This window comes from Kitasatospora sp. NPDC058032 (assembly GCF_042885845.1).
Lineage (GTDB): Bacteria > Actinomycetota > Actinomycetes > Streptomycetales > Streptomycetaceae > Kitasatospora.
Genome location: NZ_JBHVRK010000012.1, coordinates 22949 through 36421, shown reverse-complemented (window position 1 = coordinate 36421; position 13473 = coordinate 22949). Strand labels below are relative to the sequence as shown.

The window sequence follows — 13473 nt, the reverse complement described above, 5'->3', positions numbered from 1 at the left end:
GCGGGACGCTGAGAGGAAGAGGAGCAGCAGGCATGCCACTGACGGACTCGCAGCGGATCGTGGAACTCGCCCGGTGGGCCGAGCCTGTGAGGGCCTCGGACGGGCAGTGGCTGGAGGACGCGAGGCGTCTGGTGGCCGGCGCGGTGGCGCGGCATCCGGCGTTTGCGGGCCTCGGGTTGTTGGTGGAGCCCGTCGGGTCGTGGGCGAACGGCACTCACCTTGGCAGCGCCGTCGATATCGATGTCCGGGTCGAGTTCGCCGAACGGACTTTCCACGGCGCGGTGGGCGGCATGTCGGCACAGGGCCTCGCCCGTCGGCACCGGGCGTACGGCGGTCGCTGGACGCCGCAGGAGTTCCGGTCCGAACTCGGTGCCGCGCTGAGTTCCGCCTGCGACGTCGTCGACACCGGCCGCTCGACCGCTCTTCGTGTCCCCGGTGTTCCGGGCGGCCGGCCGGGCATCCGGGTGGTGCCGTGCTTCGGCTACCTTCACCGGCCCGTGCTGACGGGCACCGAGCAGCGCGGCATCGTCGTGTTCACCCGCGACGGCAGGCACCTCGTCAACTGGCCGCGGCAGCAGTTGGAGAACGGGCGGGCGAAGGACGCCGCGACCGGCCACCGTTACACGTACGCGGTCCGCGCCCTCAAGGCGGTCGCGGCCGACCTGACCTCGACGGGCGCGTCCAGGAGCCTCCCGTCGTACTTCACGGAGTGCCTGATCCACTGCGTCCCCGACGGGACCCTGCGCACGGGATCGCCCGACGACGCGTTCCGCGGCTCCCTCGGCTTCCTGGAGTACCAGCTCAGCGTCTGGTCGATGTTCGCCAAGCCGGACACCCTGCTCGAACCGAACGGAATCAGGAGGCTGTTCGGGCCGGGCCGGCCGTGGACCAGGTCCGACGGGCACGCGCTCGTCACGGCGGTCCGCCGGCACCTGGGCTACCGGCGCTGACCTCCCGCACGGGGAGCACCCCTTGCGTCCGGCGACGCGGCGGGTGGCCGCCGCTGGCCGAGGCCGACCCGGCGCAACGCTGCACGCCGCCTTCGCCCAGTACCCCGACCGCCCCGACCGCACCCCTGGACGAGCACGACGTCGACCAGGAGCACGAGCTGCTCGGCGACGCCTGCGCCCGGGTCCGCCGCCGGGCGGCCGGGATGCTCCTTCTGGTGAGCTGTGCGCACCGGCACGGGCTTCCCGCTGGGGCGCGCGGGTGGGCACTGGCCACGAGGGCTGGCGTCGCTGTGGGCTCCGGTCGTTCGCTTCCGGCTCCTTATGGCTCGCGTTGGCGGTGTTGTCCGTCGTTGTCCGGGCGGGGGCGGGTCCGTGAGCGGAAGGTGCGGCGGTAGGTGTCCGGCGGGACACCCACCGTCCGGCTGAAGTGCCGGCGAAGCGTCGTGGCGGTGCCCATGCCGGTGGCGGTCGCGATGCTGTCGATGGTGTCGTCGGTGATCTCCAGCAGCTCCTGGGCGTGGCGGATCCGTTGGGCGAGCAGCCACTGCAGTGGGGTGGTGCCGGTCACCGCCCTGAAGTGGCGGCCCAGGTTGCGCGAACTCATCCGTGCCTGGCGGGCCAGGTCCTCCACGGTCAGCGGGTGGTCCAACCGTGCGATCACCCAGGGGAGGAGTCCGGCGAGCGGGTGGTTGTCCGGGGCGGGGACGGGGGTGGTGACGAACTGGGCCTGGCCGCCGTCCCGGTGCGGCGGCACGACCAGGCGGCGGGCGAGCGTATTGGCGATCGACGCGCCGTGGTCGAGTCGGACGAGGTGCAGGCACAGGTCCATGGCGGCGGCCTTGCCGGCTGAGGTGAGCACGCTGTCGTCGTCGACGTAGAGGACGTCCGGGTCCACCGTCACCCGGGGGTAACGCTCGGCCAGCTGCCGGGTGTGCGCCCAGTGAGTGGTCGCACGCCTGCCGTCCAGCAGCCCGGCGGCGGCCAGCACGAAGGCGCCCGTGCAGAGGGAGGCCACGCGTGCCCCTGCCTCGTGGGCCGCGCGTACCGCGTCGATCAGTTCGGCCGGCGGGTCCTGGTCGACATCGGCCCAGCCCGGGACGATCACGGTGTCGGCGTGCGGGAGGCGATCGAGTCCGTGGTCGGGCTCCAGCCGGAAGCGGCCGACCCGCACGGCGCTCGGTCCGCAGACCGAGAGGCGGTACCAGGGATCCGCCACCCCGGTCATGTCCGCTCCGAAGACCTCGCATGCCAGGGCCAGCTCGAAATGCAGCATGCCGTCGGTGACGGCCAGCGCGACAGCAGTCATGTCCGGAATTGTATGGAGCATGGCGTTCCGGACAAGCGCGGGGAGTGTCGGCCTTCGGCAGGATGTCCGTGACGGATCGCAGCGGATCATTCGAGTACGGGGGAGAACCCATGGGATCAGGCCAGACGGTGGCGGTGTTCGGCGCCTACGGGCACACCGGACGGTTCGTGGTGGCGGAGCTGAGAGAGCGTGGGTTTCTCCCGGTCCCCTCCGGCCGCGACGCCGACAAGCTGAAGGCGCTGGCGTACGGGACCGGTCTGGACGCCCGCCCGGCGTCGGTCGACGACCCGACCTCGCTCGACCGAGCGCTGGCCGGCGCGGCGGCCGTGATCAACTGCGCCGGGCCCTTCGCCACAACGGCCGCTCCCTTGATCGAGGCGTCTCTGCGGGCCGGGATCCCGTATCTGGACGTGGCGGCCGAGATCGAAGCCAACGTCGACACCTTCGCGCACTTCGCCGAACGGGCGCGGGAGGCGGGAGCGGTGATTGTCCCGGCGATGGCCTTCTTCGGCGGCTTCGGCGACCTGCTGGCCACCGCGGTGATGGGTGACTGGAAGGCGGCCGACGAGGCGCACATCGCCTACGGACTCAGCGGCTGGCACCCCACCGCAGGGACGCGCACGGCGGGCGCGGTCTCCCGGCAGCGGCGGGACGGCGGACGCGTCGTGTACACGAAGGGGCAGTTGGAGCACCGCCACGACGCCCCGCCCACCGTGGAGTGGCTCTTCCCCGACCCGATGGGACCCCGGCCCGTCGTCGCAGAGTTCACGATGGCAGACGTCGTGACCATACCCAGCCACCTGTCCATCCCCGAAGTCCGCACCTACATGACGGTCGAGGCAGCCCGCGACGTCGCGGCCCCTGACACGCCGACACCGGCCGTGGTCGACGAGCGCGGGCGGTCCGCCCAGACCTTCCTCGTCGACGTCGTCGTGCGCTCCGGCGGGGCCGAACGACGCGTCGTGGCCCGCGGTCAGGACATCTACGCCGTCACCGCGCCACTCGTGGTGGAAGCCGTCGACCGCATCCTCACCGGCCGGACCCATGCGCTCGGCGTCGCCTCCGCGGGAAAGGTCTTCGACGCGCCCGACTTTCTTCGCGCGCTGTCCCCGCACATCACCCTGGAACCGCGTCCGTAGCCAGCCGACCGGCGATTCCCAGTACCGGTCTTGTTCAGGTCGCCAATCGAGCCGCGCGGTGCAGGCCGGAGGCGGGGCCAGGTCATCGTCCATGCCGCGATGATGACTCGGCCGGGCGCCGTCCGAGCAGGAATACCGCAGAACCACCGGCCTGGCGCCGAGCGCGTGGGACGATGCCTCCATGACGACGCTCCCGGATCTGGCGCGGCGAGGGCGGCCCTGGATGAATGAGTCCGATGTCCGGGCTGGCCGCGACCATGACGAAGGGTGCCCGTTGGTTGGTTTGTGAAGACGAACCTTGGCACCCTTCTGACGGCGCTGTACGTGTTCGTCGGCGACAGGGGCTTTGCCGGAGCCGCGTTCGAGGCTTTCGTCACCGACGAGCTCGGTGCGCACCTGGTACGGCCCGGCCGAAAGGGGGAGCCTGCCCGCCTCGGCAGGCTCGCCTGCGTCCGCCAGTGGATCGAAGCGGTCATCGACATCCTGAAGGGTCGGCTCAGTCTGGAACAGCACGGTGCACGAACCGAGGCCGGCGTCTTCGCCCGTACCGGTCAGCGCTTGCTCGCCCTCGCTGCCGCGATCTGGCGCAACTGGACCACTGGCGCCGGAATCAAGCGCTCACTCATCGCCTATGACCACTGAGGACATCGGACTCATTTATCTAGTCTGATTCTCCTCGTCTCCGTGTTGGGTCACGCCTGCGGCAGCCGGGCGTGGGTGTGGTTTGTCGGTGTGGTTCTCGGTTCTGTCGCGGTGGCGCCGAGCCAGTGATGCCAAGGGCGATCCCGCTCTGGGGGTGGCCGGGTTCGGCGCGGTGGCGGGCGGCGGTGGTCGTGTGGAGGGATGCCGTCGCCGGGCTGTCCGCCGTGTCTACGTCGCGGCGCGGCCGGGTGTCGGGGCGTGGACGCCGTCCAGGGCGAGTGCGAGCAGGCGGTCGGCGCGCGCCTCGTGGTCCGGTTCCGGCGCGGTGGTGGTGAGGGCGATTCCGAGGGCGAGCTGGAGCAGGTCGTCGGCGGCCAGGTCCGGGCGGGCCGTGCCGTTGCGTTGCGCGCGGGTGAGGACGGCGGCGGCGGCGTCCTCGATCCGTCGGTGGCAGTCCGCGTCCGGGGCGTCGGAGGCCTCCAGCAGCAGTGCGCCGCCGAGACCGTGGTGGGTGCGGGCGTGGGTGATGAAGGCGCGCAGCCACTCGGCGAGGGCCTGATCGGCGGGGCGGGTGGCGGTCAACTCGTCGGCGCGGGCGCAGAGTCGTTCGACGCGTTCCTCCAGGACGGCGGCCAGGAGGGCGGCGCGGGTGGGGAAGTGCCGGTAGAGGGTGCCCGGTCCGACGCCGGCCCGCCGGGCGATGTCGTTGAGCGAGGCCTCGGCGCCTGTCTCGGCGAACGCCTCCTGGGCGGCGGCGAGCAGGCGCTCGTGGTTGCGCCGGGCGTCGGTGCGCTGTGTCGGGGGCATGGGCGGGGTCCTCGCGATCGGTGGGCGGTGGTGGTGGTCGGGCGGTGGTGGCTCGACGGCTCGGAGGTGATGGCTCGGCGGTGGCCAAGCGGAGAGGTTCTCCGTATTGTAGGCCGAGGCTAACCGGAGAACCTCTCCGGATGGGCGGGCGTCGGCGTGTCCTGCTGTGCCCTGCCCATGACGACCATGGACAAGCTTCGAGGAGCACCGATGACGGACACCGCGCGGACCGGACTCGGCAAGGTCGGGATCTGGACGTTCGCCTTCGACGCCCAGCCCGCCGGCCGCGTCCGGGAGGCCGCCGCCGAGATCGAGGAGCTCGGATACGGCGCGATCTGGTTCGGTGAGGCGTTCGGCCGGGAGAGCGCGGGCCAGGCTTGGTTGCTCCTGTCGGCGACCCGGCGGATCACCGTCGCCTCCGGCATCGCCAACATCGCCTTTCGCGACCCGATCGCCACCGCGACCGCCTCCCGCGCCCTCGGTGAGGCCTTCCCCGGCCGCTACCTGCTCGGCCTCGGCGGCCACCGGGTGGACGACACCGTCCACAAGCTCGACGGCTACCCGATCCCGGCCCGCGGCCGGGCGGTCGCCACCATGACCGCCTACCTGGACGCGATGGACGCCGTCCCCGCGCACAGCCCCGTACCGGACCCGGCGCCCCACCGGGTGCTGGCCGCACTCGGCCCCAGGATGCTCCAGCTGGCCGCCGAACGTACCTGGGGCGCGCACCCGTACTTCGTGCCGGTCGAACACACCCGTCGTGCCCGGGAGTTGATGGGCCCCGATGCCTTCCTCGGCGTCGAACAGGCCGTCGTCCTGGACACCGACCCTGCCCGTGCCCGCGAACTCGCCACCGCCCACGTCGCCGCCTACGTCTCGATGGCCGCCCACCAGGAGGCCAACGTCCGCCGGTTCGGCTTCGGTGACGAGGACATCGTGGGCGGACCGAGCCGCCGCCTGGTGGACGCGATCGTCGCCCACGGCGACGCCGACGCGATCCGCCGTCGCGTCCGCGAACACCTCGACGTCGGTGCCGACCACGTCTGCATCCAGGTCTTCACCGCCGACCCGACCGCCCTCCCCGACCGAGAATGGCGCGAACTGGCCCCGGCGCTGCTCCGCTGAGGCCCGGGCATGAGGCCGCCCGTGCGGCGGATGTCCGTGCCGGCCGCTCGCGTGACGGGGAAGCCGGCGGGGGAGGAGGTGGCCGGCTCGCGGGAGTGTCCGCCACGTCGGTGAGCGGGTGGAAGTCACTCTCACTGAAGCTGTCCAGGCGCACCGCGCTCGTCCCGCTCCACTTCGCTCACCGGGCCGCGTGGGCGTCCCCGCGACTCATCGCCTCACCAGCCGCCTGGAGGAGCAGCGGTGCCAGCGCGCACCGTCCTGGAACGTCTGCCTCACCCTCATTGTTCACCCTGGATGCCACATGATCCAAACCAGGCGGAACCTGAAGGAAGTTGACGACTTCTGTCGAACTTCTGCATTAAATTACTGTGAAATGACAGCCAGTTCGTATGACCGACAAGTAGACGCTACGGTCGCAGCCCATGAGGATCCTGCACACCTCGGACTGGCACCTCGGCCGCTCGTTCCACCGTGAACCCCTCCTGACGGCCCAACGCGCCTTTCTCGAGGACATGATCGACGTGGTGAAGCGCGAACACGTGGACGCGGTAGCCGTCGCGGGCGACGTCTACGACCGGGCCATCCCACCACTGGAAGCGATCGACCTGTTCCAGCACACCCTCGCGCAACTCGCCGAGCTGAAGATCCCCCTCGTCATGATCAGCGGAAACCACGACTCGCCCCGCAGGCTCGGCGTGAACTCCCGACTGATCGAACACGCCGGCATCCACCTGCGCACGGACCCCCACGACCTGGCCCGCCCCGCACTGCTCCAGGACGCACACGGCCAGGTCGCCTTCTACGGCCTGCCCTACCTCGAACCCGCTCTGGTCCGCGAGAGCCTCCACGCACCGACCACCAGCCACCACGCGGTCCTGAGCACCGCGATGGACCGGATACGCGAGGACCTGGCCACCCGACCCGGCACGCGCGCCGTCGTCCTGGCCCACGCCTTCGTCACCGGCGCCGAACCCAGCCCCAGCGAACGCGACATCACCGTCGGCGGCGTCGCGAACGTCCCGGCGAGCCTCTTCGACGGCGTGGACTACGTCGCCCTCGGCCACCTGCACCGCAGCCAGCGGATCAACGACCGCATCCGCTACAGCGGATCACCCCTGCCCTACTCCTTCACCGAGGCGGACCACTCCAAGAGCATGTGGCTCGTCGACCTGGACGGCGACGGCGCCGTGACCGCCCGCTCCATCCCCTGCCCCCGGCCCTACCACCTCGCCCGCCTCCAGGGCCACCTGGACGACCTCCTGACGGACAGCCGGCACACCGACCTCGAACAGGCCTGGCTCCACGTCACCCTGACCGACACGAGCCGCCCCCACATGGCCATGGAGCGCCTGCGGCAGCGCTTCCCCCACGTCCTCAAGCTCACCCACGCCACCGCCGGCCCCTCCGCCGACGACCTGCCCTCACGCGAACGCGTGGAAAGCCTCACCGACCACGAGATCGCCGTCGGGTTCCTGCGCCACGTCACCCACGCCGACGCCACCGAGCCCGAGCGGGACCTGCTGCGCCGCGGCATCGATCACGTCCGCGTCGCCGCCCAGGGAGAAGCCCTCTGATGCGTCTGCACACCATGGCCGTCACCGCGTTCGGCCCGTTCGCCCGCACCGAGAACGTCGACTTCGACCAGCTGTTCAGCGCCGGCGTCTTCCTCCTCAAGGGTGTCACCGGTGCAGGGAAGACCAGCGTGCTCGACGCGGTCTGCTTCGCCCTGTACGGCACGGTCCCCGGTCACCGGCCCACCACCAGACTGCGCAGCGACCACGCCCCGGACACCCTGCGAACCCGTGTGGAACTGCAGTTCAGCGTCTCCGGCCGCCGCTTCAAGATCACCCGAACCCCGGCACAGACCTACCGCAGCCTGCGGGCCAAGGACGGCACCGCCACCGCCCAGGCCACCGCCCACCTGCACGAACGCATCACCCACCCCGACGGCACCACGGCCTGGGAGCCGGTCAGCGCCCACATCCAGGAAACCGGCACCCAGGTCACCACACTCCTCGGCCTGACCAAAGAACAGTTCTGCCAGGTCGTACTGCTCCCACAGGGCGACTTCGCCAAATTCCTGCACGCCAGTGCAGGCGACCGGCGCGCACTCCTGAGCCACCTGTTCACCACCCACCGATTCCAGGACCTGCAGAACTGGCTCGCGGCCCACAGGAACACCCTCAAAGCCGATCTCCAACAGGCACAAGGCATCATCGACCACCTCAGCGGCCGCATCGAACAAGCGGCAGGCCCCCATCTCACCGAGACGACACCACTCACCGAGACGACACCACCCCCCGGCACACCCCACCGCACCACCCTGCTGCCCTGGACACAGAACCTCCTCACACGCGCCACCGCCGCCTTCGAAACAGCCCGCGCCGCCGAAGCGAAAGCCGACCAGGCCCACCAGGCGGCCAAAGCCGCCCTTGCCACCGCCGTCGACCTCGCCGGCCGCCAGCAGCGCCACCGCGAAGCACTGGCCCGCCGTACCACCTTGGACGGTGGTCGCGAAGACAACCAGCATCTGCGAACCCGCCTGGAGCACGCCCGCGGCGCCGAACACCTGCGCCCGCTCCTGGCAGCAGTACGCACCAACGCCGACCAACTCGCCAAAGCCAAGGACGCCGAGCGCGACAGGCGCAGTCTCCTGGACACGGCGCACACCCACGCGACCGTCCCCGAACTGGAACAGGCCCACCAGGACCTGCACGCCGCCCTCGGACGCCTCGAAGCACTGCGCCCCCGCGAGGAGCGCCACACAGAACTCGCCCACCGGATCGCCACGATGGACGAGAAGGAGAAACTCGCCCAGGAGGAACTGGACGACACCCAGGAGTGGCTCGACAGCTGGCCCCGGACCCATGCCGCCGCCACCGAGCGCATCACCGTGCTGCGCGGCGTCGCCGATCGGATCCCCCAGCTGGCGAAGGACGAGGACGCGCTCGCGAAGCAACTGGAGTTCGCCGAGACCCGCGATGCGCTGGCCGCCGAACTCGACAAGGCGACCAGGACCGCGGCCAGGCGTGGCGACCAGGCCCGCGCCGCCCAGCAGAAGTGGCTGGACCTGCGCGAACAGCGACTGAACGGCATGGCGGCGGAACTGGCCGGTGACCTGAAGGACGGTCGGCCGTGCGTCGTGTGCGGATCACCCGAACACCCGAGCCCGGCCCGGCCCTCCGCACAGCAGCCGACCCGCGCGGACGAGGAGAAGGCCGCCCAGGCGTACGAGAAGGCCGGGAAGCTCCACGAAGCCGCCGACCGGACCCGCGCCGACCTGGCCACCCGGCACGCGCAGGCAACGGGCGCCGCGGGCGAGGAACCCGTCGCGGAACTGCGCACCCGCCTGGAGCAGGCGTGTACGGCGCACACCGAAGCCCAGCAGGAAGCCGCCGACCTCGTCGAGGCACAGCAGCACCTGGAGGAACTGCAGACAGAGCACGACCGGCGGACGCATCAGCGCGCCCAGGCCCAGAAGCAGGTCACCGAGGCCCAGAGCCGGGCCACGACACTGCGACAGGAACAGCAGCAGATCGTCCGGGAACTCGAGGAGGCGCGCGCCGACGCTCCCACGCTGGAACAGCGCATCACCACGCTGACCGGGACCAGGGACCGGCTCTCCGACGTCATCGAGTACGCCCGACGGACCGCGGCGGTAGCCGCCCGCCTCGCCGACTCCACTTCAACCGCCCACGACAGCGCTGCCGAAGCGGGGTTCCCCACCTTCGAAGAAGCCGGCGACGCCCTCCAGCCCCCCGCCGCCGTGCAGCAGTGGCAGAAAGAACTCGAGCAGTGGGACAAGGACGACGCCGCCGTCACTGACCTCCTGTCCGCTCCCGAACTCGTCGAGGCGGGCCAACTGCCCACTGCCGAACCGGCCGTGGCGCAGACGGTCCTGACAGCGGCCGAGACAGCGGTCAAGTCCGCCACCAACAACGCCCACGAGGCTCACACCCGCGTGATTGAACTACGGCACCTGACGGACGAACTCACCCCTGCCGAGGCCGCCCTGGAGGGCCTGCGCGCCGACCATGCCCTGGCAGACCGCCTCGCCGAAGTCGTCAACGGCCGCAGCACGGCCAACACCCTCAGCATGGAACTCGAGGCATACGTCCTCGCCGGTCGCCTCAAGGAGATCGTCACTGCGGCCAACACCCGCCTGACGGCCATGACTTCCGAACGTTTCCAACTGGTCTACAGCCAGGAGAAGGAGCCCGGAAGGGGCCGCGCCAAGGCCGGCCTGACCCTGCGCATCCTCGACAACTGGACCGGGCTGGAACGCGAGACCTCCACCCTCTCCGGAGGAGAGACCTTCACCACTTCCCTGGCCCTCGCGCTCGGCCTGGCCGATGTCGTCACGGGCGAAGCCGGCGGACGCCCCCTGGGCGTCCTGTTCGTCGACGAGGGCTTCGGCAGCCTGGACGAACAGAGTCTGACCGACGTCATGGACGTCCTTGACCAACTCCGGGCCGGTGACCGCGCCGTGGGCGTGGTCAGCCATGTCGGAGACCTCAGCGACCGCATCCCGACGCAACTGCACATCCGCAAGGAACGCAACGGCTCGACCGTCCACCCCGTGCTCGCCGGCGCCTGAAGCTTGTTGCGGAAGCCTGGACGTGGGCAGGTCTGTGTGTCCTGACCTGTGAGTTCACATGGTCCGGGCGAGGTTGTCCATGGGGGCGACGGCCTGCACCGCGTGGTGCAGGCCGTCGCCTTTCTGTCGGCAGGCGCGAAGGGATCCTGTAGTTCTTCCTGCGGGCGAAGGCGTGCCCGACACGGGCGCGGACGCGGCGGTGTTCGGCGCAGAAGTCGGCGGAGTCGAACGCATCGTAGTGGGGGTCCTGGACGCAGGCCGGCAGTGGCCGGTCCAGTACCGCCGGCGCCTCGGCGGCCGGGCCGGACGGCGCCAGCCACGGCACTGTGCCTCCCAGACTTTTCGCCGCGGTCTTCGGGGCCTGGCCCGCGGTCCTGTCGTCCATACCGGGAAGTCTTCAGGACGGCATCGTGTCCGAAGCAGCAGAGTCCACCTCCACGGAGAGCGCGACAGTGCAGGAGAAGACCGGAGGGCGTCGCCCAAGCCGCCCACGTGGCGATGGCCGACGCTGTCCGGCGCGGCGGGGCGGCCAACGCCCCACAGGTCAGCGGCGGAACGCCGGAGAGTCGGGTGCTCGCTCTCAAGCTTCGCCGCTGGGGGCGGGTACGTCGTCGGTGCTGGCTGCGATCATGTCCCCATGATCGGGACATCGCTTCGTTGTCGTCCTCGCCCGCCGATGCCGACGCCGTTGCTGTGCAGACAGCCGCCGCGTACTGCACCGACGGGGCCACGCCGCTCGGGGCCGACGAGTACGACGAGCTGGTGCGGGTGATCGTGGTCTACCAGGAGGCGCACCCGGGTGAGGTGCCGCCGGATTCCCCCGGGGGGAAGGCCGCCGGCGGCGCGGTCGCGGGCGACCTGCCGCACAGCGCGCCGATGCTGTCGCTGGACAACGTCTTCTCGGCCGAGGAACTGGACGCCCGGGCGGCCGGGCTGGAGCGCCGTCCGGGCCGCCCGGCGGCCGGCCGGCGTGTGGAGCCGAAGCTGGACGGCCTGACGCCGGCCGCACGCTACCGCGCCGGGCGCCTGCACCGGCTGATCACCCGTCTCGACGGCCTGGCCGGCGAGGACACCAGCCGTGCCGCCGACGCCGTGCCGGGCCCGCCACCGGGTGCCGCCACCACCGCCACCACCATCGCCGGTCCGGCGCACTGCGCCGGCATCGACGAGGTCCAGCAGCGGGTCGAGGAGAGCGCCGCCCTGCGTGCGGCGCCGCCGTTCGGCACCGACCGTCAGGAGGGTGGATGTGAGCGAACACGGTGAGGCGAATGGCCGGGCATGGTCAAAGGAGAAGGAGCACCCGTCCGGGGACCCGCGGACTCGTTCTCGCCTGCGCGGCCTGCTCCGGCTGTTGGGTGTCTGTGTCGTGATCGCCCTGCCGGTGAACGCCTTCGTGGCTCGCCCGTTCGCGGTGCCGTCGAGCTCGATGGAGAACACTCTGCGACCGGGCGACCGCCTGATCGTGAACAAGCTGGCGTACGCCTTCGACGGCCACCCCCAACGCGGGGACGTGGTGGTCTTCGACGGGAGGGGCTACTTTGTGCGAGGGTCGGCCAAGCGGACCGATGCCTTGGAGGGACTGCGTTCGCTGGGACGGGACTTGGGCCTGACATCGGCCGGGGACACGATCTACTTCATGCGCGTCATAGGCATCGGCGGGGACCGAGTGACCAGCACCGGCCCGGGCGGGCGGATCACTGTCAACGGCGTGCCGATCGACGAGTCCTCCTACCTGGCCGAAGGTGACGAACCGTCGAACGTGGTCTTCGACGTGGTGGTGCCGGATGGAAAGCTGTGGGTGATGGGGGACCACCGCAGCGCCTCCCACGACTCGCGTGACCACCTGGGCGATCCTGGTGGTGGCTTCGTGCCCGAGCGCCGGGTCATCGGACGGGCGGAGTGGGTGGTCTACCCGTTCGGACACTGGACCGTCCTGGACCGGCCGGCGGCGTTCACCGCGATAGCCGGGGGACGGACGGTCACGGAGACCAGAGGGAGAAGTCGGCCGGCAGACCGGCTCACCGCAGCCACGGAGCGCGAGGCAGCGTAGGAGAAGCCCGAAGCCGCCACCCCGCAGGTGACGGCCTCCAACGCTGTCTCAGGGCCTCGGCGGGCAACGAGACCAGCCCGACGGCGGCCCGCTACGCCCACTCCACGCCGTGCTCGGCGAGCTGCGCCGGCGTGACCTTCGCCCGGCGGCCTCTGGGCTGTCGAGTCAGGTGCCGAGCGCGAACTGCGACACCGCTGTCTGCTTCTCACCTTCGGGACCGGCATCCGCGGCCTCCACCCGTTCCTTCACGCGAGCGGGGGACCTGGGGATGCCGCTCCCGTTCGCGGAACTGGGCGAGCGCGGCCAGACCCTGCTGGAACCGGTCGATGCGGGACATCTTCGGCTTCGCCTCGGCGGCGGCCTTGACGGTCACCAGCTCTTGGTCGGCCTCGATGCCGATCGCCGTCAGCAGGTCCCGCCGGTCCTCCTCCAACCCCGGCCGTCCGGCCCGCTGCGCGAGCACCCAGCGGCCGAGCTGCTCACCCTCGAACACCGTGTCCAGGGGCAGGGCGGTCCAGCCGACCCGCCCGTCGGACTCCAGCCACCACAGGCGGGCGGTGGTGTAGGCACGCTGCCAGGTGACCGGCCACACCGGGCACCACCACGGGTCGATCTCCTCCCGCGCCCGCCGCCGCTCCGGAGACAGCGCCCCTGCTTGATGATCGGCGTGTGGGTTTCAGTTGGTTCGGTGTTGTTGTTCACCGGGGTCCGAGCGGCTGACTTTCCTGTTCATGAGGGTTGTTGTGAGGAGTAGTGATGAACGGGAGGGCGGCGGATGGCGGTGAAAGATCACGCTGAAGTGCGGTGAACGGCAGCTGCGGATCGTGGTCACGGCAGTCTGGCCGGGGCTTGCCGGG

Annotated in this window: 10 protein-coding genes and 2 pseudogenes; 8 read left to right on the top strand and 4 right to left on the bottom strand. The window is 71.0% G+C overall.

What is annotated here, in order from left to right; genetic code table 11:
• Positions 1–32: 32 nt before the first annotated feature.
• A complete protein-coding gene (locus ACFVUH_RS20400; RefSeq protein ID WP_387914746.1) occupies positions 33–950 on the top strand; it encodes a hypothetical protein in 918 nt (305 codons plus the stop codon).
• A gap of 319 nt (positions 951–1269) precedes the next feature.
• Here the strand turns inward: ACFVUH_RS20400 and ACFVUH_RS20395 are convergent, their stop codons facing one another.
• On the bottom strand, positions 1270–2256 hold the full coding sequence (locus ACFVUH_RS20395) for a helix-turn-helix domain-containing protein (RefSeq protein ID WP_387914744.1): 987 nt from the start codon (positions 2254–2256) through the stop codon (positions 1270–1272).
• A gap of 110 nt (positions 2257–2366) precedes the next feature.
• On the opposite strand from ACFVUH_RS20395, the gene ACFVUH_RS20390 reads away from it, so the two are divergent.
• Together ACFVUH_RS20390 and ACFVUH_RS20385 are read left to right on the top strand one after the other, a co-directional pair.
• Positions 2367–3395 (top strand): saccharopine dehydrogenase family protein, encoded by a 1029-nt coding sequence (locus ACFVUH_RS20390; RefSeq protein WP_387914742.1) that lies wholly within the window; start codon positions 2367–2369, stop codon positions 3393–3395.
• A gap of 324 nt (positions 3396–3719) precedes the next feature.
• Positions 3720–4037 (top strand): annotated as a pseudogene (locus ACFVUH_RS20385) (IS982 family transposase); the annotation flags it as partial.
• 228 nt (positions 4038–4265) lie between these two features.
• On the opposite strand, the gene ACFVUH_RS20380 reads toward ACFVUH_RS20385, so the two are convergent.
• The gene (locus ACFVUH_RS20380; protein ID WP_387914740.1) at positions 4266–4844 is read right to left on the bottom strand and encodes a TetR/AcrR family transcriptional regulator; all 579 of its coding nucleotides are present in this window, start codon (positions 4842–4844) and stop codon (positions 4266–4268) included.
• A gap of 210 nt (positions 4845–5054) precedes the next feature.
• Here ACFVUH_RS20380 and ACFVUH_RS20375 point away from each other — a divergent pair, with 210 nt between their 5' ends.
• From ACFVUH_RS20375 to ACFVUH_RS20365, 3 genes are all read left to right on the top strand, one after another.
• Positions 5055–5969 carry a TIGR03620 family F420-dependent LLM class oxidoreductase gene (locus ACFVUH_RS20375; protein WP_387914738.1) on the top strand — a complete coding sequence of 305 codons (915 nt, stop codon included), beginning with the start codon at positions 5055–5057 and terminating at the stop codon, positions 5967–5969.
• 422 nt (positions 5970–6391) lie between these two features.
• Positions 6392–7543, top strand: a complete 1152-nt coding sequence (locus ACFVUH_RS20370; RefSeq protein WP_387914736.1) for an exonuclease SbcCD subunit D — start codon at positions 6392–6394, stop codon at positions 7541–7543.
• Positions 7543–10566: an AAA family ATPase gene (locus ACFVUH_RS20365; protein WP_387914734.1), complete on the top strand. Its 3024-nt coding sequence runs from the start codon at positions 7543–7545 to the stop codon at positions 10564–10566. The genes ACFVUH_RS20370 and ACFVUH_RS20365 overlap by 1 nt, the downstream gene beginning before the upstream one ends.
• A 54-nt stretch (positions 10567–10620) precedes the next feature.
• Here ACFVUH_RS20365 and ACFVUH_RS20360 read toward each other — a convergent pair.
• Positions 10621–10774 (bottom strand): annotated as a pseudogene (locus ACFVUH_RS20360) (IS5/IS1182 family transposase); the annotation flags it as partial.
• A 485-nt stretch (positions 10775–11259) separates the two neighbouring features.
• Here ACFVUH_RS20360 and ACFVUH_RS20355 point away from each other — a divergent pair.
• Positions 11260–11829, top strand: coding sequence for a hypothetical protein (locus ACFVUH_RS20355; RefSeq protein ID WP_387914733.1), 570 nt, complete (start codon positions 11260–11262; stop codon positions 11827–11829).
• Entirely contained in the window at positions 11807–12616 is an 810-nt protein-coding gene (lepB, locus tag ACFVUH_RS20350) for a signal peptidase I (RefSeq protein WP_387914732.1), read from the top strand. The genes ACFVUH_RS20355 and lepB overlap by 23 nt, the downstream gene beginning before the upstream one ends.
• Before the next feature lie 205 nt (positions 12617–12821).
• On the opposite strand, the gene ACFVUH_RS20345 is transcribed toward lepB, so the two are convergent.
• Positions 12822–13208 carry a helicase associated domain-containing protein gene (locus tag ACFVUH_RS20345; protein ID WP_387914730.1) on the bottom strand — a complete coding sequence of 129 codons (387 nt, stop codon included), beginning with the start codon at positions 13206–13208 and terminating at the stop codon, positions 12822–12824.
• Positions 13209–13473 lie beyond the last annotated feature (265 nt).

What these genes read in the sequence shown, in the direction of transcription:
- ACFVUH_RS20400 (WP_387914746.1), top strand. Translation starts at nt 33, where the DNA reads ATGCCACTGACGGACTCGCAGCGGATCGTGGAACTCGCCCGGTGGGCC.
- ACFVUH_RS20395 (WP_387914744.1), bottom strand. Translation starts at nt 2,256, where the DNA reads ATGACTGCTGTCGCGCTGGCCGTCACCGACGGCATGCTGCATTTCGAG.
- ACFVUH_RS20390 (WP_387914742.1), top strand. Translation starts at nt 2,367, where the DNA reads ATGGGATCAGGCCAGACGGTGGCGGTGTTCGGCGCCTACGGGCACACC.
- ACFVUH_RS20380 (WP_387914740.1), bottom strand. Translation starts at nt 4,844, where the DNA reads ATGCCCCCGACACAGCGCACCGACGCCCGGCGCAACCACGAGCGCCTG.
- ACFVUH_RS20375 (WP_387914738.1), top strand. Translation starts at nt 5,055, where the DNA reads ATGACGGACACCGCGCGGACCGGACTCGGCAAGGTCGGGATCTGGACG.
- ACFVUH_RS20370 (WP_387914736.1), top strand. Translation starts at nt 6,392, where the DNA reads ATGAGGATCCTGCACACCTCGGACTGGCACCTCGGCCGCTCGTTCCAC.
- ACFVUH_RS20365 (WP_387914734.1), top strand. Translation starts at nt 7,543, where the DNA reads ATGCGTCTGCACACCATGGCCGTCACCGCGTTCGGCCCGTTCGCCCGC.